21 protein-coding genes are annotated in these 20,630 nt (G+C 64.9%); 4 read left to right on the forward strand and 17 right to left on the reverse strand.

Annotated features, from left to right (window positions below; all coding sequences use genetic code 11):
* Positions 1-125: 125 nt before the first annotated feature.
* On the forward strand, positions 126-578 hold the full coding sequence (locus tag J2W49_RS08655; protein WP_310314398.1) for a host attachment protein: 453 nt from the start codon (positions 126-128) through the stop codon (positions 576-578).
* 57 nt (positions 579-635) lie between these two features.
* Here J2W49_RS08655 and J2W49_RS08660 read toward each other — a convergent pair whose 3' ends face one another.
* The 6 genes from J2W49_RS08660 to J2W49_RS08685 form a co-directional block, all read right to left on the reverse strand.
* On the reverse strand, positions 636-2,090 hold the full coding sequence (locus tag J2W49_RS08660; RefSeq protein ID WP_310314401.1) for an aldehyde dehydrogenase: 1,455 nt from the start codon (positions 2,088-2,090) through the stop codon (positions 636-638).
* Positions 2,091-2,113: 23 nt separating this feature from the next.
* The gene (locus J2W49_RS08665) at positions 2,114-2,938 is read right to left on the reverse strand and encodes an ABC transporter ATP-binding protein (RefSeq protein ID WP_310314403.1); all 825 of its coding nucleotides are present in this window, start codon (positions 2,936-2,938) and stop codon (positions 2,114-2,116) included.
* Positions 2,935-3,741 carry an ABC transporter ATP-binding protein gene (locus J2W49_RS08670; protein ID WP_310314405.1) on the reverse strand — a complete coding sequence of 269 codons (807 nt, stop codon included), beginning with the start codon at positions 3,739-3,741 and terminating at the stop codon, positions 2,935-2,937. Before J2W49_RS08670 ends, J2W49_RS08665 begins: the two co-directional genes overlap by 4 nt.
* 137 nt (positions 3,742-3,878) lie before the next feature.
* Positions 3,879-4,907, reverse strand: coding sequence for a branched-chain amino acid ABC transporter permease (locus tag J2W49_RS08675; protein ID WP_310314407.1), 1,029 nt, complete (start codon positions 4,905-4,907; stop codon positions 3,879-3,881).
* Between the two features lie 85 nt (positions 4,908-4,992).
* Positions 4,993-5,895: a branched-chain amino acid ABC transporter permease gene (locus J2W49_RS08680; protein WP_310314409.1), complete on the reverse strand. Its 903-nt coding sequence runs from the start codon at positions 5,893-5,895 to the stop codon at positions 4,993-4,995.
* A gap of 107 nt (positions 5,896-6,002) precedes the next feature.
* Complete coding sequence (locus J2W49_RS08685; protein WP_310314411.1) at positions 6,003-7,202, reverse strand: amino acid ABC transporter substrate-binding protein; 1,200 nt, start codon at positions 7,200-7,202, stop codon at positions 6,003-6,005.
* Between the two features lie 192 nt (positions 7,203-7,394).
* Between J2W49_RS08685 and J2W49_RS08690 the strand changes: the two genes are divergently transcribed.
* Entirely contained in the window at positions 7,395-8,381 is a 987-nt protein-coding gene (locus J2W49_RS08690) for an AraC-like ligand-binding domain-containing protein (protein ID WP_310314413.1), read from the forward strand.
* Positions 8,382-8,903: 522 nt separating this feature from the next.
* On the opposite strand, the gene holA is transcribed toward J2W49_RS08690, so the two are convergent.
* From holA to J2W49_RS08725, 7 genes are all read right to left on the reverse strand, one after another.
* Positions 8,904-9,950 (reverse strand): DNA polymerase III subunit delta, encoded by a 1,047-nt coding sequence (gene holA / locus J2W49_RS08695; protein WP_310314418.1) that lies wholly within the window; start codon positions 9,948-9,950, stop codon positions 8,904-8,906.
* Between the two features lie 7 nt (positions 9,951-9,957).
* On the reverse strand, positions 9,958-10,527 hold the full coding sequence (locus tag J2W49_RS08700) for an LPS-assembly lipoprotein LptE (protein WP_310314421.1): 570 nt from the start codon (positions 10,525-10,527) through the stop codon (positions 9,958-9,960).
* 11 nt (positions 10,528-10,538) lie between these two features.
* On the reverse strand, positions 10,539-13,220 hold the full coding sequence (leuS, locus tag J2W49_RS08705) for a leucine--tRNA ligase (protein ID WP_310314423.1): 2,682 nt from the start codon (positions 13,218-13,220) through the stop codon (positions 10,539-10,541).
* 137 nt (positions 13,221-13,357) lie between these two features.
* Entirely contained in the window at positions 13,358-13,816 is a 459-nt protein-coding gene (locus tag J2W49_RS08710) for an ExbD/TolR family protein (RefSeq protein WP_310314426.1), read from the reverse strand.
* Between the two features lie 163 nt (positions 13,817-13,979).
* A complete protein-coding gene (locus J2W49_RS08715; protein WP_310314429.1) occupies positions 13,980-14,642 on the reverse strand; it encodes a MotA/TolQ/ExbB proton channel family protein in 663 nt (220 codons plus the stop codon).
* 32 nt (positions 14,643-14,674) lie between these two features.
* Positions 14,675-15,490 carry a 4-hydroxy-tetrahydrodipicolinate reductase gene (gene dapB, locus J2W49_RS08720; RefSeq protein ID WP_310314432.1) on the reverse strand — a complete coding sequence of 272 codons (816 nt, stop codon included), beginning with the start codon at positions 15,488-15,490 and terminating at the stop codon, positions 14,675-14,677.
* A complete protein-coding gene (locus tag J2W49_RS08725; RefSeq protein ID WP_405001000.1) occupies positions 15,487-16,080 on the reverse strand; it encodes an outer membrane protein assembly factor BamE in 594 nt (197 codons plus the stop codon). Before J2W49_RS08725 ends, dapB begins: the two co-directional genes overlap by 4 nt.
* Positions 16,081-16,259: 179 nt before the next feature.
* On the opposite strand from J2W49_RS08725, the gene fur reads away from it, so the two are divergent.
* Complete coding sequence (fur, locus tag J2W49_RS08730) at positions 16,260-16,688, forward strand: ferric iron uptake transcriptional regulator (protein WP_310314435.1); 429 nt, start codon at positions 16,260-16,262, stop codon at positions 16,686-16,688.
* 313 nt (positions 16,689-17,001) lie between these two features.
* Here fur and hprK read toward each other — a convergent pair whose 3' ends face one another.
* The 4 genes from hprK to yghU form a co-directional block, all read right to left on the reverse strand.
* Positions 17,002-17,952 carry an HPr(Ser) kinase/phosphatase gene (hprK, locus tag J2W49_RS08735; protein WP_310314437.1) on the reverse strand — a complete coding sequence of 317 codons (951 nt, stop codon included), beginning with the start codon at positions 17,950-17,952 and terminating at the stop codon, positions 17,002-17,004.
* 100 nt (positions 17,953-18,052) lie between these two features.
* Complete coding sequence (locus J2W49_RS08740; RefSeq protein ID WP_310314441.1) at positions 18,053-18,523, reverse strand: PTS sugar transporter subunit IIA; 471 nt, start codon at positions 18,521-18,523, stop codon at positions 18,053-18,055.
* A 142-nt stretch (positions 18,524-18,665) separates the two neighbouring features.
* Entirely contained in the window at positions 18,666-18,995 is a 330-nt protein-coding gene (hpf, locus tag J2W49_RS08745) for a ribosome hibernation-promoting factor, HPF/YfiA family (protein WP_310314444.1), read from the reverse strand.
* A 172-nt stretch (positions 18,996-19,167) separates the two neighbouring features.
* Positions 19,168-20,043, reverse strand: coding sequence for a glutathione-dependent disulfide-bond oxidoreductase (gene yghU / locus J2W49_RS08750; RefSeq protein WP_310314447.1), 876 nt, complete (start codon positions 20,041-20,043; stop codon positions 19,168-19,170).
* Positions 20,044-20,145: 102 nt separating this feature from the next.
* On the opposite strand from yghU, the gene J2W49_RS08755 reads away from it, so the two are divergent.
* Positions 20,146-20,622, forward strand: a complete 477-nt coding sequence (locus J2W49_RS08755) for a MarR family winged helix-turn-helix transcriptional regulator (protein ID WP_310314450.1) — start codon at positions 20,146-20,148, stop codon at positions 20,620-20,622.
* Positions 20,623-20,630: the final 8 nt, after the last annotated feature.

Below are 20,630 nucleotides of genomic sequence, written 5' to 3' on the forward strand. Positions count from 1 at the left end.
TCCTCATCTCCATTTCTTAAGTGTGCAATGGTAAGCAAGGCCTTGTCCTACAGCATGGCTCGGCTTGCCGGGCCACGATGGACGCCATCACCATTCTGCGTGGTGACAATCCCAAGGAGCAACATATGAAATCGACCTGGATTCTGGTGGCCGACGAGGCCATTGCACGCATCCTGGAACGGCCCCGCAAACCGGGCGCCGCGTTGGTGCCGGTAGAAGAACTCACTGACCCTGACGCGCATGCAAATGAATCCGACATGCACCGCGGTCCACATGGCAGGCGTGCTGGCGGAGGCGGAGGCGGCAACGCAACCGTTTCAGCGAGCGACTCCGAACGCCACCAGCGCGCACAGCTGTTTGCCTCGCGCATCGCACAACGGCTACTGGTGTCTCGGCGTGAAAAGCGCTTCGACAATCTGTACCTTGTGGCCGCGCCACGACTGCTGGGCTACCTGCGGGCGGAGCTTCACAGCGAGGTGTCCGGCGTGGTGGTCGAGAGTCTGGACAAGGATCTCATTCACGAAAGCAACGCCGACCTCGCGCAGCGCCTTTTTCCACCAGAGCGCGCGAGAGCCTGACGCCCACCAACGGAGCGGGCCGCGAGACCTTGACCTGTAGCCGGAAGAGTCTCGCGTTCAGAACGGATAGTGCCGCGGCGTGGTCTGCAGGGTGACCCATCGCAGCTCGGTGAACTCGGCAATGCCGGCCTTGCCACCGAAGCGACCGATGCCACTGCCCTTGACGCCGCCGAAGGGCATCTGGGCTTCGTCGTGCACCGTGGGGCCGTTCACGTGGCAGATGCCGGAATCGATCTTGCGCGCCACGTTGAAGGCGCGCGCAATATCGCCACCGAACACGGCGGACGACAGGCCGTACTCGTTGTCGTTGGCGCAGGCAATGGCTTCTTCCACGCCGTTCACGCGCACCACGCACTTCACCGGGCCGAAGGTTTCTTCGTGGTAGATGCGCATGGCGGGTGTCACATGGTCGAGCACGGTGGCGGGCATGAGGGTGGTGTCGGCCTTGCCGCCGCACACCAGCTTGGCGCCTTTGGCCAGCGCGTCGTCAATGAGTTCGTTGCAGTGGTGCACGGTTCCCATGCCGATCACCGAGCCCAGCACCACGGGCTCAGGTTTGCGCGGGTCGCCCACGGGCAGCGCCTTGGCCTTGTCGCTGAACTTCTTCACGAATTCATCGGCGATTTTCTGGTCCACGATGATGCGCTCGGTACTCATGCAGATCTGGCCGCTGTTGGCAAACGCTCCGAAGGCCGCGCCGTTCACGGCATCTTCGATGTTGGCGTCGTCCAGCACCACCAGCGGCGCCTTGCCGCCCAGTTCCAGTACCACGGGCTTCAGGTACTTGGCACAGGTCATGGCAATGATCTTGCCGATCTTGGTGGAACCGGTGAAGTTCACGCGACGCACTGCTGGGTGGGCCACCATGGCTTCGACCACCGCGCCCGCATCGGCCGGCGCATTGGTGATGTAGTTCACCACACCGGGCGGGAAGCCGGCATCCTGAAACGCGTCGATGATGAGCTGATGGGTGCGCGGGCAGTTTTCACTGCCCTTGAGGATCACCGTGTTGCCACAGGCCAGCGGCACGCAGATGGCGCGCACGCCGAGGATGATGGGCGCGTTCCAGGGTGCGATGCCCAGCACCACGCCAGCCGGCTGGCGCACGCCCATGGCCAGCGAGCCGGGCACGTCGGACGGGATCACCTCGCCCGCCACCTGAGTGGTGAGCGATGCCGCTTCGCGGATCATGCCGGCGGCCAGGAACACGTTGAAGCCGCCCCACATGCCGGTGGCGCCGGTCTCTGCCGACACGGCTTCAATGAAAGCCGGCGTCTTGGCTTCGAGCGCATCGGCGGCCTTGAGCAGCAGTGCGCGGCGTTCGCCGGGGCCGGTTTCACTCCAAGTCTTGAAGGCTTCGGCGGCGGCTTCCACCGCCATCACCGCGTCAGCGGGCGAGGCGGCCGGGGCGCGTGTGGCCACACTGCCGTCGAGCGGGTTGCGGCGTTCAAAAGTGGCGCCTTTTTCGGCGGTGACTTTGAGGCCGTTGATGAGCATGGACATGTCGGACATGGGGTTCTCCTAAGTAAACAACTTCACGGTGTCAGGGAGGTGGCCACGGCCTTGCGGCGCTGCACCGCATCGGCCGCACTGGTGGTGCCGGTGGCGGGGTCTTTGTCTGCGCCCAGGTAGGCCTCGCGGATCACGGTGGAGCGCGCGAGCAGCTTCGCCGGCCCATTGGCCACCAGGGTGCCGCGTTCCATCACGTAGCCCCGGTCTGCCACGGCCAGCGCCTTCTTCACGTTCTGTTCCACCATCAACACGGTGGTGCCCGCGTCGGCAATGCGGCGCACGATGGTGAGCAGCTCGTCGACCATCTTCGGCGCCAGGCCCAGCGAAGGTTCGTCGAGCATGAGCAGGCGCGGCGCGCACATCATGGCGCGGGCCACGGCCACCATCTGCTGCTCGCCGCCGCTCATGGTGCCGGCGAGTTGCGTGGCACGCTCCTTGAGCTTGGGAAAGTCCACAAAGGCTTGCGCCAGGCGCTCGGCGCGTTGGGCCTTGGGCACCAGCCAGCCGCCGAGTTCCAGGTTTTCGGTCACCGTCATCTGCGGGAACAGCTGGCGGCCTTCCGGCACCAGCGCCACGCCGGCCTGCACGATCTCGTGGGTCTTCTCGGGCATCTCCTGGCCATCGAGCAGCACCGTGCCGCCGCGCGGGATCAGGCCGTTGAGGGCCTTGAGCAGCGTGGTCTTGCCCGCGCCATTCGGGCCCAGCACCACGGTCAGGCCGGGCTGGATCTCGAGCTTGAGGTCGCGCAGCACCAGAAAGGCGCCATAGCCGGCTGAGAGGCCGTTCACCTTCAGGCGCGCGCGCCCGCCGCCGCCGAGTTCGAAGGGGCTTGGGCGGTACCACATCATGCGGAGGCCTCCTCGACAACATGTTCGGTGGAGGGCTCGTTCATTTCGTCACCCAGGTAGGCCTCGATCACCTCGGCATTGCGCACCACCTCGGCGGGCGTGCCGTCCGCAATCTTCTTGCCCTGGTACAGCACGATCACCCGTTCCACGTGGCGCAGCAATGTGGTCACGGCATGTTCGATCCACACCACCGTGAGGTCCAGTTCGTCGCGCAGGCGGCGGATCAGGCGCGCCATTTCCTCCACCTCGTTTTCGGTGAGACCGGCGGCCACTTCGTCGAGCAACAACATGCGCGGGCGGGTGGCCAGCGCCATGCCGATTTCCAGCAGGCGTTGTTGTGAAGGTGTGATGGCTGCGGCCGGCAGATCGGCCTGGTCGCGCAGGCCGATCAAGCCCAGGATGCTTTCGGGGGTGCGCAGCACCCAGGGCACGGTCGTCTCTTCACCCCACCAGATGTATTTGCGTGGCCGGCGGCCAGCGAACTTCAGGCCGAAGGCGATGTTGTCACGCACCAGCATGTCGGGAAACGTGCGCGGGGTCTGGAAAGTACGCGCCAGGCCATGGGCCGCAAAGCGGTGCGGGCCTTTGCCACTGAGTTCGCGGCCTTGCACCTTGAGCGCGCCGCTGGTGGGTTGGGTGACGCCGGAGATGGCATTGAAGAAGGTGGTCTTGCCCGCGCCATTGGGGCCGATGATGCCGACGAGTTCGCCAGGCATGAAGGTCGCGCTGACGCTGTCAACGGCCACCAGGCCGCCGAAGCGCACGGTGATGTCCTTGGCATCCAGAAGTGGTAGCAGTGCCATGTCAGCAACCCCTTCCGTTTGGGAATACACAGTCCGGCACGCAGAGGCCCCATCCAGGGATGCCGAGGAACCGGCTTTGCCGGGCCTCTGGCATCGCCCCCTTGAGGGGGTCGCGCGAAGCGCGGCGGGGGTGTTTCTTAGAACACATCACGGCGCTCCCTCAGGCTCTTTTCCCGCTGCTTGTGGCGCTTGGCCTCACCACTCAGGTCATCCCGCGTCTCCTGCCACCACAGCTTGGCACCATCGCGCCAGCCCCGGAAGGTCTCGGTGCGCAGCGAGGCCAGGCCGCCCGGCAGGTACAGCACCGACAAGATCAGCAGCAGGCCGAGCGACATCATGTAGATCTGCGGCACCTGCAGGCGCAGGGTCTCGGCCAGCACGCTGAAGACGATGGCCGCGATCAGGGGCCCCCACAGCGTGGCCGCGCCGCCGATGAGCGCGATCAGCACGGTCTGGAAACCGATGAAGGGGTTGAACACGGTGTGCGGGTCGATGTAGGTCCAGCGCACGCTCATGGCCGCGCCCACCGCACCGGCCACCGCCGCCGTGAGCGCGAAGCCGGCCACCTTCACCCAGCGCGTGTTCACACCCAGGGTCTGGGCACGCTGTTCGTCGGCCCCGATGCCGAGCATGGCCAGACCAAAACGCGTGCGCCGGATCGCGATGGACAGTGCCACCGTGATCACGGCCAGCGCCAGCACGGTGAAGTAAATGGTGTCGCGCTCGGGCACCACCATGAGCACGCGGCCCACGGTGCCGGTCACACTTTTTTCGAAGTAGCTGATGGCATGGCGGATGAGTTCGGTCATGCCGAAGGTGAGCACCGCGAAATAGGTGCCACGCAGGTGCAGCACGGCCGCGCCCATCACCACCGCCACGGCCGCTGCAATCAAGGAACCCAGCGCAATCGCCTGCACCCAGGACAGCTGTTCCAGCAGGATGGCGCTGGTGTAGGCGCCGATGCCAAAGAAGGCCGAGGTGGCCAGCGACAGGTAGCGCGTGGTGCCGCAGAACAGCGCCCAGCTGGACGAGAGCGCGATGTACATCAGGCAGGTGAGCGCCATGGACACGGCGAACTCGCTGGCAAAGCCAGGCAGCGCAATGGCCCAGCCGGTGAGGCCGAAGAGCACCAGCAGGTCGCGGATGAGGAACTGTCTTGAGTTCATGAAAGGTCAGTCTCGCCGGGCCGCCCCAAGGGGCTGACAGCCCCCACGGGGGGCAGCGAAGTACACGTAGTGACGAGCGTGGGGGTCATGCTTTTCTTGACTTGCGGGAAAACAGTCCTTCGGGCCGCAACAACAGCACGCTGATGAAGACCACGTAGCTCAACAAGGCCTTGAGCGAGGGATTGGTGAAGTGCATGCCCAGGGCTTCGATCACGCCCAGCAGCAGACCACCGGCCAGCGCACCACCCATGCTGCCGAAGCCGCCCAGGGTGATCACGATGAGCGCGGTGATGGTGTAGGGCTCGCCCATCGATGGCGAGATGGTGTAGGCCATCGAGATCAGGCAACCGGCCACACCGGAGAGCCCCAGGCCGATGCCGAACATCAGCGGGTGCAGCTGCCGCGTGTTGATGCCCATGAGCTGTGCGCCGGTGGGCGACTGCATGAGCGCGCGCACCCCCTTGCCCAGCAGCGTGGTGCGCAGCAGCACGATGAGCGCGCCCGAGAACAGCAGCGCCAGCGCAAACACCAGCAGCTTGTTGCCGGCAAACTGGGCCTCGCCGCCCGGCAACGGAATCTGTACCGGCTCGGTCAGAAAGTCGTAGCCACGCAGGTCGCCGCCCCACATCCACGAAGCGAAGTTCTGCACCAGAAACATGAGGCCGAAGGCCACCATGAGGCCGCGCGCTTCAAAGATGTCGATGTTGGGCGAGGTGGCGGTAAGACGCCGGAAACACAGCCGATGCACCACCCAGCCCAGCACGAACAACATGCCGAACGACACCGGCACCATGAACAACGGGTTCAACCCCAGCGATGTCTGCGCCATCCAGGTAAGGTAAGCCCCCACCATGAGGAACTCGCCATGCGCAATGTTGAGGATGCGCATCAGCCCGTACTGCAGGTTCAGCCCGAGCGCGACGAGCGCGTAGATGCCACCGGTGATGAGACCGGAGGCGAGGAGTTCGAGCCAGGCAGAAAAGGACATACGAGTGAGGGGAAGTTATCCAGGAGCGCGGCGGAACCGGCTTTGCCGGGCCGCACGCGCTGCCCCCTTGAGGGGGTGGCGGCCGTCAGGCCGACGCGGGGGTGGGCCTACTTCCAGGCAGGCTTTGCCGGATTGAGCGCGGCCGTCGCCACGTTCTTCGGCCACACCACCTCAAACTCACCGTTCTGCCACTGGGACACGGTGCCTGGCGTGCCCACGTTCTCGCTGCCGTTGAACTTGATGTCGCCAATGATGGTCTTGTGCGTGGTGTTGGCCACGTAGTCGCGGATGGCTTTGCGGTCCAGGCCCTGCGCCTTCACCGCGTTGGTGAGGATCTCCAGGCCGGCCCAGCAGGCGCCGCTGGCCCAGCGATCCGGTTCCTTGCCTTCGAACTTCTTGGTGTGCGCATCGAAGTAGGCCTTGGCACCCGGGCTGGTCTTGCTGTTCCACGAGCCCATGCCCAGCACACCTTCGGCGCCGGCGGGGGTCATCACATTGCGGTAGAGCTGGAAGGCCGTGCCCACCGAGGCGTAGAAAAACTTCGGATTGAAGCCCACTTCCTTGGCCTGGCGGCTGGCCAGGATGGTGTCGGGCGGGTAGGTGAAGCCGACGAAGGCGTCGGGGTTCTTGTCCTTCATCGAACGCAGCACCGGCGAGAGGTCTTTCACGCCGCCGGGGTAGCTCTTGTCTTCCACCAGCGTGATGCCACTGCCCTGCAGCGCCACCTTGAACGCGGCGAAGTTCTCCAGGCCAAACAGGTCGTCCACGTAGATCAGCGCCACGGTCTTCACGCCATTGGACTTGAGCATGTCGACCAGCGCGTTGGTCATGGCGCCAGGTTGCTGCAGCAGCAGGAAGAAGTACGGCAGCCGCATTTCCACCAGGCGCTTGCTCAATGCGGTGGGCGCCAGGAACGGGTACTGGAAGCGGTTGGCCAGCGGTGCCACGGCGAAGTTGGCGTTGCTGCCCCAGGGCGGCAGCACCAGGTCGACCTTGTCGCTGCCCATGAGCTTTTCGTAGGTGCGCACCACGGTTTCGGTGTCGCTGCGGTCGTCGCTGCTGATGAGTTCGATCTGGCGTTTCACTCCCTTCACATCGAGGCCGCCCGCGGCGTTCTGCTGCTCGGCCCAGAGCAGATAGTTGGGCTCCTGGCTCACCTGCGCGCCGCCCGTCCAGGGACCGGTGCGCGACATGGAATACCCGATGCGCACCGGCGCCGACTGCGCCATGAGCTGCGGGGCGAAGGACATGGCGCCCACTGCAGCGGCGGCGCCCTTGATGACCAGACGGCGATTGGGATGAACCATGGTATGTCTCCTGTTGTGGGTATCGAGCCATCAGCATGGTAGGTCGTCGCCTGCCCGGCGGCTTGTCTCTGCGTGCAAAACCCGCTTGCCAAAACGTGCACATCGCTGCGGGTTAACCCTCAACGTCACCCCTCGCACAGCGCCACGGCGGGGCACATAATTTCCCTTCCACCCACCCGACGGAGCCTGCCCATGACCCCATCCTCCGTGATGAGCACCGATTCGGTCGCCCCACGCGACCGCGCCGCCATCTGGCGTGACTGGGTCTGGACCCACTTTGGCGGACTGGAATCCGACCTGTACGGTGACACCGGTTTCGACGGCCACATGGCGGCCACGCAGGCCGGCTCGGTGGTGCTGACCAAGCTCGAAGCCAACCGCCACCGCGTGCTGAAAAGCCCTCGCCTGGCCCGCGCCAGCGAACGCAACTACCTGAAGATCGTGGCACCCTGGCGTGGCAGTGCCACGGTGGAACAACAGGGCCGGCAAGCCTGGGTGCGCCCGGGTGGATGGGCCATTTACGACACCACCGGCAGCTACGAGATCGGCAATCCCGAGCGCGTCGAACACCTCATCGTGATGCTGCCCAAGGAACAGCTGATCGAGCGCGGCTTGAAGCTGGAGCCGCTCATGGCGCGGCATGTGGGCGGCGTCAGCGGCATTGCCCGCGTGGCGCTGGAAACCATGCGCAGCACCTACCAGGAACTGCCCAGCATGAGCGAGGCGGCCGCTCGCGGTGCCGGCGAACTGATCGTGGAACTGGTGCGCCTGTCGCTGCAGGAACTCGCGGGTCGCGAGAGCGCCACCACCCAGCTCGAAGCTTTTCGCGACCGCATCCGCGAGCACATCGGCCGCCACCTGCGCGACCCCGCCCTCACGCTGGACCACATCGCCCAGGCCCTCAACTGCAGCAAGCGCCACCTGCACAACGCCTTCAGCACAGAAGACGACACGCCAGCCCACTACATCCTTCGCCGGCGACTGCAGGCCTGCATGCGCGACCTGCAGAACCCCGCCCACGCCCAGCGAACCATCACCGACATCGCCTTCTCCTGGGGCTTCAACAACGGCGCCCACTTCAGCCGCGTGTTCCGCGAACACACGGGTCTGACACCAAGTGATTTTCGGGAAGCGATGTTGAGACGGTCGTTGGCTGGGGAAACTGCTCGGAACGACTGACACGATGGTTGTGCCTTCGCTCTCTCACCTTCTGAGGAGAAGGGTGGGTTGAAGGGCCTGTGTCTGCGTGTTGGTTTCTCTCCGGAAGCTTTGTTTGGCCGGGTCTCGGCCCGGCGGCCGAGTAACTTTCTTTGTCTCGCCAAAGAAAGTCACCAAAGAAAGGCGAGCCGAAGTCCGGGGCCCTGCGGGCTTCCTTGCGCTGCTCGCGTCGTGGGGGAAATTCGCAAACTTGTCCGCTGCGCGTCCTTCGGACATGCGAATTTCTGATCCCCACGCCGCTGCGCTGCTCAGCCCGGCCACACGGCACAGGCGGGATCGGGAGCGGACTACCCCTCAGGCAAGCGGGCTTCCAGCCAGGGTCAGCCTGGGAAACGGTGCAGGGGGAGAGCCAATCCCTCCGGTGCGAAATGCCCCTGACAAGGGGCAGCAAGGGTCCGGCTTTGCCGGCCCAAGCTGCCGTCCCCCCTCCAAGCCGAAGGCGCAAGAGAGGGGGGAAGCCGCGTCAGCGGCGCAGGGGGGTGCTTACTTAACCCCCAACGTCACCTTCATCGCCATCTGGTGCAGCGCCTGCCACGGATCGGTCGGCCATCCGGGCACCTTGATGCCCTTCACGATGCCGTCCACCAGGTGAGCATCTTCCAGCCATCGGCTGAGCTGTGCCATGGAGAGCAAAGGCAGTGCGCGCTCCATGAGTTTTTCCTTCACGCCCCACACACGGTTCTCGCGCAGGGCCATGGGCAGCGGGCGCCCGGCGTCCATCGCGCTGCGGATGCGGTGCAGGGTGCGGATGTCTTCGGACAGCGCCCAGTGCACCAGCACCGCCGCCTCGCCTTCGGCCTGCAGACCTTCGAGCATGCGCTGCACGCGCACGCCCTGTCCGCCTAGCACGGCTTCGGCCAGCTTGAAGGGTGTGTAGCGGGCCACGTTGAGCACCGCCGACTCGACCTGTTCAAAGCTGAGTTCGCCAGCGGGGTACAGCAGCGCGAGCTTCTGGATTTCCTGGTGGGCAGCCAGCAGGTTGCCTTCCACGCGATCGGCAAAAAACTGCAGCGTGCGCTGCCCTTCTTCGCCACTGGCCACGTGCTGCCTCTGCAGTTGCAAGCGCTGCGCGATCCATTGCGGCAAGGCCTTGCGCTCGACCGGCTCAATGCGCACGGTCACGCCAAAGCTGTCCAGTGCGGCGAACCAGGCGCCCTTCTGTGTAGCGGCGTCGAGCCGCGGCAGGATCACCAGCGTGACCGTGCTGTCGTTGTCCTGGGCCGCCTGCGCGATCTGCTGCAGCACCTGTGAGCCGTCCTTGCCCGGCTTGCCCGAAGGCACGCGAATCTCGATCAGCTGCTTGTCGGCAAAGAGGCTGAGCGAGCCGCCACTGGCCAGCACCTCGCTCCAGTCAAAGTGGGCACCGGCCACGGTGTGCACCGTTCGCTCTGAACAACCCTGGGCGCGCGCCTCTGCGCGGATGGCATCGGCCGCTTCCTGCACCAGCAGGGGCTCGTCACCGTAGACGGTGTAAAGGCTCTTCAGGCCGCGTTGCAGCTGGCCCGCCAATTGCGCCGCAGCGACCTGCATGGCAGGGTCAGACGGCCTTCACGGCCGCCAGTCGCCGGAGCACCTGCTGAACGATTTCCGACTGCTGGTCCTGAAACATCATTTCCTGCTCAGCCGCCTTGGACAAGGCCGCCGTTTCGGAGAAGCTGAGATCACCTTCGAGCAGGATTTCGGTGTCTTCGATCAGCGTCCGGCCGGTCATGGTGCTCAGACGGAAAGTAAAGCGGGTGCGGATCTGGAGCTCCCGCACCTCGCCGGTTGCCGTCTGGCCCACCACCGCGCGTTCGCGCTGATCCAGCAGCACGGTCAGCAGCACCATGGTGATCCCCGACGGTGGGTTGCCTGGCCTTGTGGTGCCAAAGGTGCGCACGCCGGAGGTGTCCAACACACTTCGCAGCGCCCGGGTCACCGGCCTGTTTTCGTTGCCGGCGAAGCGCACGGCATCGAAAGCGAATTTCGGCGTCTCGCGCAAGGCAAAACCGCAACCCGTCAACCACCCGGCCGACGCCAGGGCGCCCGCCCCGAACAGACCGCGGATCAGCGAACGGCGGCCCATGGGACCGGATGCATACAGGGGGTGTGGGGAAGTGCGGTTCATGTCGAAAAAGGTTATATCACCACGTTGACCAGACGCCCCGGCACCACCACGACCTTTTTCGGCGTGGCGCCCTGCGCCTGCTTCTGAAATGCTTCGCTGGCCAGGGCCACTGCCTCGATGGTGGCCTTGTCTGCGCCGGCGGCCACGGTGATGCTGCCACGCAGCTTGCCGTTGACCTGCAGCACCAGCTCGATCTCGTCGCGCTGCAGCGCGGCTTCATCGGCCACGGGCCAGGGCGCGTCGAGCAGTTCGCCCGCGTAGCCCAGACCGCTCCACAGCGTGTGGGCAATGTGGGGCGTGGCCGGGTACAGGCAGCGCAACAGAATGCCGAAGCCTTCGGCGAGCGCGGCGTTGTCGGCAGCAGAGCCGTCAGACTTGAAGTCCTCCAGCGCATTGAGCATCTTCATCGCGCCCGACACCACCGTGTTGTACTGCATGCGCTGGTAGTCGTAGTCCACCTGCTTGAGCACGGTGTGCATCTCCAGGCGCAGCGCCTTGGCCGCCTTGGACAGTTTCTGACCGGACACGCCATCAGCGAGCACCCCCAGCTGGCCGATGGGTGCGAGTTTGTGCCCAAAGCCCCACACCCGCCGCAGGAAGCGGTAGCTGCCCTCCACCGCTGCGTCGTTCCACTCCAGCGTTGCCTCGGGCGGTGCGGTGAACATGGTGTACAGGCGCGCGGTATCAGCACCGTATTTTTCGATCAGGTCTTGCGGGTCCACACCATTGTTCTTGGACTTGGACATGGTGCCCACGCCCTCGTAGTCGATGGGCGTGCCCACGGGCAGCATACCGTCGCCGCTGGTGGCCGGGTTCTTGAGCTTCGCGCCCACCACCTTGCCGGCGTCGTCGAGCACGTGCTCCACGTCGTGCGGCCAGAAGTAGTCCTTGCCGCCCTTGGCGGTGCGCCGGCTGTAGATGTGGTTGAGCACCATGCCCTGGGTGAGCAGGTGGGTAAAAGGCTCGTCCACCTTCACCAGGCCCAGGTCGCGCATGACCTTGGTCCAGAAGCGCGCGTAGAGCAGGTGCAGGATGGCGTGTTCGATGCCGCCGATGTACTGGTCCATCGGCATCCAGTAGTCCGCGCCTTCGGCCACCATCTTCTCGCTGTTCGTCGGGTCGCAGTAGCGCATGAAGTACCACGACGAGTCCACGAAGGTGTCCATGGTGTCGGTCTCGCGCCGCGCGGGCTTGCCGCAGACCGGGCACACCACGCCGGCGTGAAAACCCTCGTGCTTGTGCAGCGGGTTGCCCGAGCCGTCCGGAATGCAGTCCTGTGGCAGTACCACCGGCAGGTCTTTTTCGGGCACCGGTACCGCGCCGTGTTCTTCGCAATGGATGATGGGGATGGGCGTGCCCCAGTAGCGCTGGCGGCTCACGCCCCAGTCGCGCAGGCGGAAGGTGGTTTTTTTCTCGCCCATGCCTTTGGCGGCCAGCAGTTCGGCAACCTTGTCCACGGCGGCCTTGTAGCTCAGGCCATCGAGCACACCGGAATTCACGCACACGCCGCGCTGCTTGTCGCCGTACCAGTCGGCCCAGGCGTCAAGGCTGAAGGTCTCGCCTTCGACCGCCACCACCTGCTGGATCTTCAGGCCGTATTTCTTCGCAAAGGCGAAATCGCGCTCGTCGTGCGCGGGCACGCCCATCACCGCGCCGTCGCCGTAGCTCATCAGCACGTAATTGCCCACCCACACATCCACTTCCTCACCGGTGAGCGGGTGCGTGACAGACAAGCCGGTGGCCATGCCCTTCTTCTCCTGCGTGGCCAGCTCGGCTTCGGTCGTGCCACCGGTCTTGCACTCTTCGATGAACGCGGCAAGGACCGGGTTGCTGGCGGCGGCGTGCGTGGCCAGCGGGTGCTCCGGCGCCACGGCGCAGAAGGTCACGCCCATGATGGTGTCGGCGCGCGTGGTGAAGACGTACATCCGGCCGCCACTGATCGGCTCACCGCTGGCGTCCTGGATCGTGTGCGGGAAGGCAAAGCGCACGCCCTCGCTCTTGCCGATCCAGTTCTCCTGCATCAGCCGCACCTTGTCGGGCCAGCCATTGAGCGTGGCCTTCTCGTTGCCGATCTGCACGTGGTCGAGCAGTTCGTCGGCGTAGGCGGTGATGTTGAGGTAGTAGCCAGGGATCTCGCGTTTCTCGACCACCGCGCCGGTGCGCCAGCCCTTGCCGTCGATCACCTGCTCGTTGGCCAGCACGGTCTGGTCGACCGGGTCCCAGTTGACGACCTGGGTCTTGCGGTAGGCAATGCCCTTTTCCAGCATCTTCAGGAACAGCCACTGGTTCCATTGGTAGTAGCTGGGGTCGCAGGTGGCCACTTCGCGCGACCAGTCGATGGCCAAGCCCATCGCCTGCATCTGCTGCTTCATGTAGGCGATGTTCTCGTACGTCCACTTCGCCGGTGGCACACCGTTCTTGATCGCCGCGTTCTCGGCCGGCAGGCCGAAGGCGTCCCAGCCCATGGGCATGAGCACGTTCATGCCCTTCATGCGCAGCTGGCGCGCGAGCATGTCGTTGATGGTGTAGTTGCGCACATGGCCCATGTGCAGCTTGCCGCTGGGGTAGGGCAGCATGGAGCAGGCGTAGAACTTGGGCTTGCCCGCGTCTTCGGTCACCCGGTAGGCGTCGGTGGCGTTCCAGTGGGCGTGCGCGGCGCGCTCGACTTCCTTGTGGGCGTATTTTTCTTGCATGAACCAGGGGGCCGGACAGAGGCGGCGGTGATGATCGGGTGGCGCGGTGGCGGGAGGCCGGGAACCAACCCCGCCGGCGCGCCACGGAAACCCTGAATTTTAGGCCTTGGGCAGGCCCGGGCTGCGGCAGCGGTGAATCAACGCGCAGGTGCAGCGGGTGCGCCCAGTGCACCGGGCAGCTCATCGGTGACAAAACCGATGCGCGACAGGCCGGCGGCCTGCGACAAACCGATCAGCTCCACCACGCGGCCATAGGGCACGGTGGCGTCTGCGCGCAACTGCACTTCGGAATCGGGGTTGGCGCGCGCGGTGTCCTGCAATCGCTGCTTCAGCGCTTCAACGCTGATGGGCTCTTCGTCCCAGAAGGTCTGGCCCTGCGGGTCGATCGCGATGGACACGAAAGCATCCGGCTCCTGCGTCACCTGGGCGTCGGACTGCTCTGTCTGCGGCAGATCCAGAGCAAGGCGGCTCGCCATGAACGGTGCTGCGATGATGAAGATCACCAGCAACACGAGCATCACGTCGACCAGCGGCGTGACGTTGATCTCGCTCATGGGCCGGTAGCCCGCTGGTTTCTCCAGTCCACCGAAACTCATGCCCCCACGCTCCACCGCTGACGCGGGTCGCTGCCCCCAGAGGGGGCTGATCCGCCTTGGGACGGCCCGGCGGCGGAACCTATGCCCCCACGCTCCGCCGCTGACGCGGGTCGCTGCCCCCCAGAGGGGGCTGATCCGCCTTGGGACGGCCCGGCGGCGGATCTCATTCCACCTGCTCCTTGTGATGCACCAGCAACTCGCGCAGATCGCGGGCAAAGCCCTCGAGGTCGGCTTCGATGCGGGCGATCTGGCGGCCGAGCACGTTGTAGGCCAGCACGGCGGGAATGGCCACCGCCAGGCCGGCGGCGGTCATCACCAGGGCTTCACCCACGGGGCCGGACACCTGTTCGATGCGGAAGCGGCCATCAACCCCGATGGCGACCAACGCATGGTAGATACCCCAGACCGTGCCCAGCAGGCCCACAAAGGGCGCCGTGGAGCCCACGGTGGCCAGCAGCACCTGGCCGAACTGCAGGCGGTGCAGGATGCGATGCAGCGCGTCGCGCAGCACACGGGTGAGCTGCTGGGAACGGTCACCGGCAGCGGCCAGCGTGTTGGGCACTGCGCGTTCGATGGTGAGCGCCGCCTGCACCAGGGGCAGCACCAGGCGCCGCTGGTCTTGTGAACCCAGACGCTGCTGGGCATCGTCCAGATGGGTGGCCTGCCAGAACAGCGCAGCAGAAACCTGCACGTCGACCGCCGCCCGGCGCAGCAACCACCCTTTCCAGAGGATCACCACCCAGCTCGAGACCGACATGGCGAGCAGCAGCAGCGCCACGCCGCGGCTCACAGCATCACCCTGGAGAACGGTTTCCCAGAAGCTCACATTCAATTCCGAAGTTCAGCGTGCAACGAAACTCAGCGCAGGCCGAGCACGTCGAACATGTCGTACAGCCCGCTGGAGCGGCCCGCCAGGAAGCGCACGGCGCGCAGGCTGCCCTGGGCGTAGGTGGCGCGACTGCTCGACTTGTGGGTGATTTCGATGCGCTCGCCCGTGCCCGCAAACAGCACGGTGTGGTCGCCCACGATGTCACCCCCGCGGATGGTCGCGAAGCCAATGGACGAAGGATCGCGCTCACCGGTGACGCCTTCACGGGCGTACACCGCGCATTCCTTCAAGTCTCGCCCCAGCGCGTCGGCAATCACTTCACCCATCTTCAGCGCGGTGCCGCTGGGTGCGTCCACCTTGTGGCGGTGGTGGGCTTCGATGATCTCGATGTCGTAGCCAGTGGACATGGCCTTGGCCGCCATCTCCAGCAGCTTCATCGTGACATTGACGCCCACGCTCATATTGGGCGCCATCATGATGGCGATCGACGAAGACGCCTTGGCGATCTCGTCTTTCTGCTCTGGCGTGAATCCGGTGGTTCCGATGACCAGGTTGACGCCGAGCTTCACGCACTCGCGCATGTGCGCCATGGTGCCTTCAGGGCGGGTGAAGTCGATCAGGTACTGGCTGCCCAAGAGGCCGGTGGTGAGGTCGGACGTGATGATCACGCCACTGGCATGCCCACCAAATGCGGCGGCGTCCTGTCCCAGCGCGGGGCTGGTCGCCACGTCGAGCGCACCGGTGAGCTGGCAGTCGCCGCTGGCGCGCACGGCTTCCACCAGCATCTGGCCCATGCGGCCACTCGCACCCGCAATGCACACGCGGTGCAGGTCGGCGGCGGTCATTGTGCAGCCCCGGCGGGCTCCAGCGGCGGATAGCTCGATGCCGGCTGGGCGGCAGGCTCGCTGGTCGTGGCATCGGCCTTCTTCGGCGGATTGCGTTCCTGGAAACGCTGCAACTGCTCTTCCGTGGCTTCCAGGGGAACGGGTTTGCCGAGTTTCTTCTTCACTTCAAGCGAGGACACGAACTCGGCCTCGGTGGGCAGTTCGTCGGCTTCGACCCGCTCCAGCACGTTGTCGCGGAAGAAGACCGCGAGCTTGCGGCGCTGGGTTTCCTGGCCCTGCCGCCGGAAGGTGAACACATAGTCCCAGCGGTTGCCATGGAACACACTGGTGAGCAAGGGCGTGCCAAGGATGTCGCGAACCTGCTCGCGCGGCATGCCGGGGCGCAGTGCCGCTGCCTGCTCGCGCGTGACCACATTGCCCTGCACGATGTCGATCCGGTACGGTGTGACCATGTTGCCCAGATCACCCACGGAAGGCGCACTTGAGCAACCCGACAGTGCAGCGAGGGCGGCCGCCGGAACCCACAACCAGAATGTCCGGCGTTGGCGATGCGCGCTGGCGGTACCGCGATGCTTGGAGAGGATGTGCATGAATGCTGACCAGAATGTGCACGAACAGAGCCGCACATCCCTGGGAAAATGCAGCATTCAGCCCGCGCTGGCGATATGATCCGGTCATTGTAGCCCTCAGGCCATCGCCAGGCCGCCTACCTTTCTGAATGGGCTTCGTTCGCCGACGTGCCCACGAAAGCCCCTTCAGACACCCGCCCATGACCAACATTGAAGAACTCAAGAACACCGGGCTCAAGGCCACACTGCCCAGGCTGAAGATTCTGGATGTGTTCCAGAACGCCAAGCAGCGCCACATGACGGCCGAAGACGTGTTCCGCGTGCTGCTGGAGGATCGCTCCGACATCGGTCTGGCCACGGTCTACCGTGTGCTGATGCAGTTCGAACAGGCCGGCCTGCTCACCCGCAGCAACTTCGAATCCGGCAAGGCGGTCTACGAACTCAACGAAGGCCAGCACCACGACCATCTGGTCTGCCTGGACTGCGGGCGGGTGGAAGAGTTCTTTGATGCCGAAATCGAAAAGCGCCAGCAAATGGTCGCCAAGACCCGCGGCTTCATCCTCCAGGAACACGCCCTGTCGCTCTACGCGAACTGCAGCAAGACCGACTGCCCCCATAGAGGTGGGTAGCACCCCCCTGCGCTGCTGACGCAGCTTCCCCCCTCTCTGACGCGCCTTCGGCGCTTGGAGGGTGGACGACATCTCGGGCCGGCGGAGCCGGACCCTTGATCTCCCTTGACGAGGGCACGTCACGCGATCTGGATCACACGCTGGAGAGCAGTGCACTTTCTGCGCCACAGAAAAAGAAGCGTCTCCAAGAAGCGATGTCCCCATCCAGGGGCACCGAAGGTCCGGCTCCGCCGGCCCAAGGGTGCCGTCCCCCCTCCAAGCGGCGCAGCCGTGCCAGTGAGGGGGGAAGCCGCGTCAGCGGCGCAGGGGGGTGTCACTCACTACGCATCATCGCGGCCCGATGTCGCGAGACGAATTCCTGGTAGGTGTCAATCCCGCGCAGTTGCAGGATGGTGTTGCGCACGGCGGCTTCGACCAGCACGGCGATGTTGCGGCCTGCCACCACCTGGATCACCGACTTACGAACCGGCACACCCAAGACGTCCTGATACAGCGGCTCGTGTGGCATGCGTTCATAGTCGCGCTCCAGTGTCTCTTTGCGGACCAGATGCACGATCAGCGTCAGGCGCATCTTTCGCCGGACGGCCGTCTCGCCAAAGATCGCCTTAATGTCGAGCAGGCCGATGCCCCGCACTTCCAGCAGGTTCTGTAGCAGCTCAGGGCAGCGGCCTTCGATGCTGGTTTGATTGATCCTGAACAGGTCGACTGCGTCGTCGGCCACCAGGCCGTGACCGCGTGAGATCAGCTCCAGGCCCAGCTCGCTCTTGCCCAGGCCCGACTCACCGGTGATGAGCACGCCCATGCCCAGGATGTCCATGAACACGCCGTGCATGGAGGCGCGGTCGGCAAAGTGGCGTGACAGATAAGCCCGCAGCACATCGATCACGAAGGCCGCCGACTCCTTGGTCGAGAACATCGGAATCTGGGCGCGTTCGCACATGGCCACCAGCGCATCTGGCGCCACCTGACCGTCGGCCACCACCAGCACCGGGGGCTCCAGCGTCACGATGCGTGAGACTCGGCGTCGGTTGTCGTCTTCACTGGGGCTGGTGAGATAGGCCACCTCGCGTTCGCCAAACACCTGGACCCGGTAGGGGTGGATGTAGTTGAGGTAGCCCACGAGGTCGGCACCTGAACGGGCCTCGCGAATCGCCACTTCGTCGAACCGGCGCTCGGAAGCGCCGAGGCCAGCCACCCATTGCCACTTCAGGGCGTCGCGATGGTCCTCAAACAGTACATCGGCACTGACAACGGTGGGTTTCATCTCTGGTCACCTGAAGGGCGACCTGCAGCCGCATCAACCGATGCCGACACCCGCGCGTGGCTGGGGTTCGGGCAAGGCAAGGAGCGGGCGGCGCGCCGTCTCACGCAGCGGCGTGGGCCGATTGCCAGGTGGTGATGAGCGAGTGAAGGGCTGCACCGTCGGTGGAGCTCTTCATCTGTTCGCGCAGGTTGCTGTCGCTGAGCAGTTCGGCGATCTCTGACAGGATTTCCAGATGCTTCTGCGTGGCCGCTTCCGGCACCAGCAGAAAGATCATCAACTGCACGGGTAATTCGTCGGGTGCGTCGAAACCAATGGGGTTCTCGAGCTGGAACACCGCGGCCAAGGGTTGCTTCAGGCCCTTGATACGCCCATGCGGGATCGCCACGCCGTGACCGAGGCCGGTGGACCCCAGGCGTTCTCTGGCAAAGAGGCTGTCGGTGATGAGTGCGCGGTTGAGGCCGTGCAGGGTTTCAAAGAGCAACCCTGCTTCTTCAAACGCACGTTTTTTGCTGGTCGCATCCACGCTGACGAGCACTTGCGCGGCGGGCAATATGGCAGATAGTCGGTTCATGTGGGCCTCTTGGACCGCAAATTATGACGAGTTGGGCGGCGATGGCTAGACTCTGGCGACAAAAAAGCCGCTTGACAGAACAAGCGGCTTGTTGCAGTGCAGCATTGAAAAATGGCTGCACCGGCGGCCATCGTGACGGATGTCACATCAATCGTTTCGTCGATTCATGGTGGTGATTCTGTGACTTGTCTTTGTAGCGCAACACCTGGCGGTCCAGTTTGTCTGCCAGTTCGTCAACAGCGGCATACAGGTCGGCATGTGCGCTTTCTGCAAACAAGTCCCTGCCCTTCACATGGATGTTGCATTCGGCGCGCTGACGCAGGTCTTTCTCCTTGAGGTTGTCTATGGTGAGCAGGACCTTGACATCGACCACCTGGTCAAAGTGCCGTGAGATCCGTTCGAGCTTGGTGGTGACGTAGCCGCGCAAGGCGGGCGTGACCTCGAGGTGGTGACCGCTGATCGTCAAATTCATGGATGAGCCTCCTGTTGCTCCTGGTTGACACAAGCCACCGGCTGGTCAGGACCTCCCGGCGGCCACGGGGATGTCTTGGAGCCACTATGCACAGGAACCCCGGGCGACGCAAGCTTGCACTGCAACATCCTGCAAAAAGACGAACTTTTGATGTGCTGGCGTTCGCAGCGGCTCAGTTCGGCGGTGCGATCTTGTCCTGTGTTCCGGTATCGAAGTCGCTCGCATCGTGCCGCTCGTGCAGCTGGCTGGACGGCGCGCCCCAGGTGCGATTGACCATGCGACCCCGCCTGGCACCGGGCCGCTGTGCAATCTCGTCGGCCCAGCGGATCACATGCGTGTATTCGTGCACCTGCAGGAATTCGCCCGCTTCGTAGAGTTGGCCCTTGGCCATGGCGCCGTACCAGGGCCACACGGCCATGTCGGCAATGGTGTATTCGTCCCCGGCCAGGTAGCGTTGTTCGGCCAGGTGGCGGTTGAGCACGTCCATCTGGCGCTTGACTTCCATCGCGTAGCGGTCGATCGCGTATTCGATCTTGATGGGCGCATACGCGTAGAAGTGGCCAAAGCCGCCGCCCAGAAAGGGCGCGCTGCCCATCTGCCAGAACAGCCACGACAGGCATTCGGCCCTGGCCGCGCCCTCGGTGGGCAGGAAGGCACCGAACTTTTCGGCCAGGTAGATCAGGATCGCGCCGGACTCGAACACGCGTTGGGGTGTGGCGCCGCTGTGGTCCACCAGCACCGGGATCTTGGAGTTGGGATTGGCCGCCACAAAGCCGCTGCCAAACTGTTCGCCTTCGTTGATGCGGATGAGCCAGGCGTCATATTCGGCGCCGGTGTGGCCCGCCTGCAGCAGCTCTTCCAGCATCACCGTGACCTTGGCGCCGTTGGGCGTGCCCAGCGAGTACAGCTGCAAGGGATGGCGACCCACGGGCAAGGGCTTGTCGTGCGTGGCGCCGGCCACCGGGCGGTTGATGTTGGCGAAACGGCCGCCGCTTTCCTTTGGGGGCGACCAGACTGGGGGTGGGGTGTAGGCAGTGGTGTCGTTCATGCGGTCATTGTGGTGTGCGTCCGCGTTCCTTGCAGGCGCGACCCAAAAGGCCCGCCGGGCCATCTCGTATAGTGCCCCGACCAACGTACCCGCCCTGAGCCCATGCCCACCCCCAAGAACCCTCCAGCACCCGCCCTGCACGCTGAGCCCGGGCATCTGATCCGGCGCGCGCACCAACTGGCCGTGTCCACCTTCCATGACACCCACGGACGCGAGATCACTCCGGTGCAATACGCCATCCTGCGCGCGCTGCAAGACCACCCCGGCATCGACCAAGTCACCCTGGCCGACAAGGTCGCGCTCGACACCTCCACCACTGCCGACATCGCCACCCGGCTGGAAGCCAAGGGCTGGATCGTGCGCGAGCTGCTAGCGCGGCGCCAGCGCGCCCTGCGCCTCACCGCGGCGGGCGAAGCCATGCTGCAGGACATGCTGCCCCGCGTCGCCCCCATGTACCACCGCCTGCTGGAGCCGCTCTCGGCTGAAGAACAGGCGCAGTTCCTGGCGCTGTTGCGCAAGTTCGTGCACCTGAACGACGCCGCCCGCGCCGAGTCTCCCGGTAAATCTCGCGAAACCTAGGGTTTACC

Source organism: Hydrogenophaga palleronii (genome assembly GCF_031457455.1).
Classification (GTDB): domain Bacteria; phylum Pseudomonadota; class Gammaproteobacteria; order Burkholderiales; family Burkholderiaceae_C; genus Hydrogenophaga; species Hydrogenophaga palleronii_A.

What these genes read in the sequence shown, in the direction of transcription:
- yghU (WP_310314447.1), bottom strand. Translation starts at nt 20,043, where the DNA reads ATGAACGACACCACTGCCTACACCCCACCCCCAGTCTGGTCGCCCCCA.
- J2W49_RS08680 (WP_310314409.1), bottom strand. Translation starts at nt 5,895, where the DNA reads ATGTCCTTTTCTGCCTGGCTCGAACTCCTCGCCTCCGGTCTCATCACC.
- hpf (WP_310314444.1), bottom strand. Translation starts at nt 18,995, where the DNA reads ATGAATTTGACGATCAGCGGTCACCACCTCGAGGTCACGCCCGCCTTG.
- J2W49_RS08690 (WP_310314413.1), top strand. Translation starts at nt 7,395, where the DNA reads ATGACCCCATCCTCCGTGATGAGCACCGATTCGGTCGCCCCACGCGAC.
- fur (WP_310314435.1), top strand. Translation starts at nt 16,260, where the DNA reads ATGACCAACATTGAAGAACTCAAGAACACCGGGCTCAAGGCCACACTG.
- leuS (WP_310314423.1), bottom strand. Translation starts at nt 13,220, where the DNA reads ATGCAAGAAAAATACGCCCACAAGGAAGTCGAGCGCGCCGCGCACGCC.
- hprK (WP_310314437.1), bottom strand. Translation starts at nt 17,952, where the DNA reads ATGAAACCCACCGTTGTCAGTGCCGATGTACTGTTTGAGGACCATCGC.
- J2W49_RS08685 (WP_310314411.1), bottom strand. Translation starts at nt 7,202, where the DNA reads ATGGTTCATCCCAATCGCCGTCTGGTCATCAAGGGCGCCGCCGCTGCA.
- J2W49_RS08660 (WP_310314401.1), bottom strand. Translation starts at nt 2,090, where the DNA reads ATGTCCGACATGTCCATGCTCATCAACGGCCTCAAAGTCACCGCCGAA.
- J2W49_RS08670 (WP_310314405.1), bottom strand. Translation starts at nt 3,741, where the DNA reads ATGGCACTGCTACCACTTCTGGATGCCAAGGACATCACCGTGCGCTTC.
- J2W49_RS08665 (WP_310314403.1), bottom strand. Translation starts at nt 2,938, where the DNA reads ATGATGTGGTACCGCCCAAGCCCCTTCGAACTCGGCGGCGGCGGGCGC.
- J2W49_RS08755 (WP_310314450.1), top strand. Translation starts at nt 20,146, where the DNA reads ATGCCCACCCCCAAGAACCCTCCAGCACCCGCCCTGCACGCTGAGCCC.
- J2W49_RS08740 (WP_310314441.1), bottom strand. Translation starts at nt 18,523, where the DNA reads ATGAACCGACTATCTGCCATATTGCCCGCCGCGCAAGTGCTCGTCAGC.
- J2W49_RS08675 (WP_310314407.1), bottom strand. Translation starts at nt 4,907, where the DNA reads ATGAACTCAAGACAGTTCCTCATCCGCGACCTGCTGGTGCTCTTCGGC.
- J2W49_RS08700 (WP_310314421.1), bottom strand. Translation starts at nt 10,527, where the DNA reads ATGAACCGCACTTCCCCACACCCCCTGTATGCATCCGGTCCCATGGGC.
- J2W49_RS08655 (WP_310314398.1), top strand. Translation starts at nt 126, where the DNA reads ATGAAATCGACCTGGATTCTGGTGGCCGACGAGGCCATTGCACGCATC.
- J2W49_RS08710 (WP_310314426.1), bottom strand. Translation starts at nt 13,816, where the DNA reads ATGAGTTTCGGTGGACTGGAGAAACCAGCGGGCTACCGGCCCATGAGC.
- J2W49_RS08725 (WP_405001000.1), bottom strand. Translation starts at nt 16,080, where the DNA reads ATGCACATCCTCTCCAAGCATCGCGGTACCGCCAGCGCGCATCGCCAA.
- dapB (WP_310314432.1), bottom strand. Translation starts at nt 15,490, where the DNA reads ATGACCGCCGCCGACCTGCACCGCGTGTGCATTGCGGGTGCGAGTGGC.
- holA (WP_310314418.1), bottom strand. Translation starts at nt 9,950, where the DNA reads ATGCAGGTCGCTGCGGCGCAATTGGCGGGCCAGCTGCAACGCGGCCTG.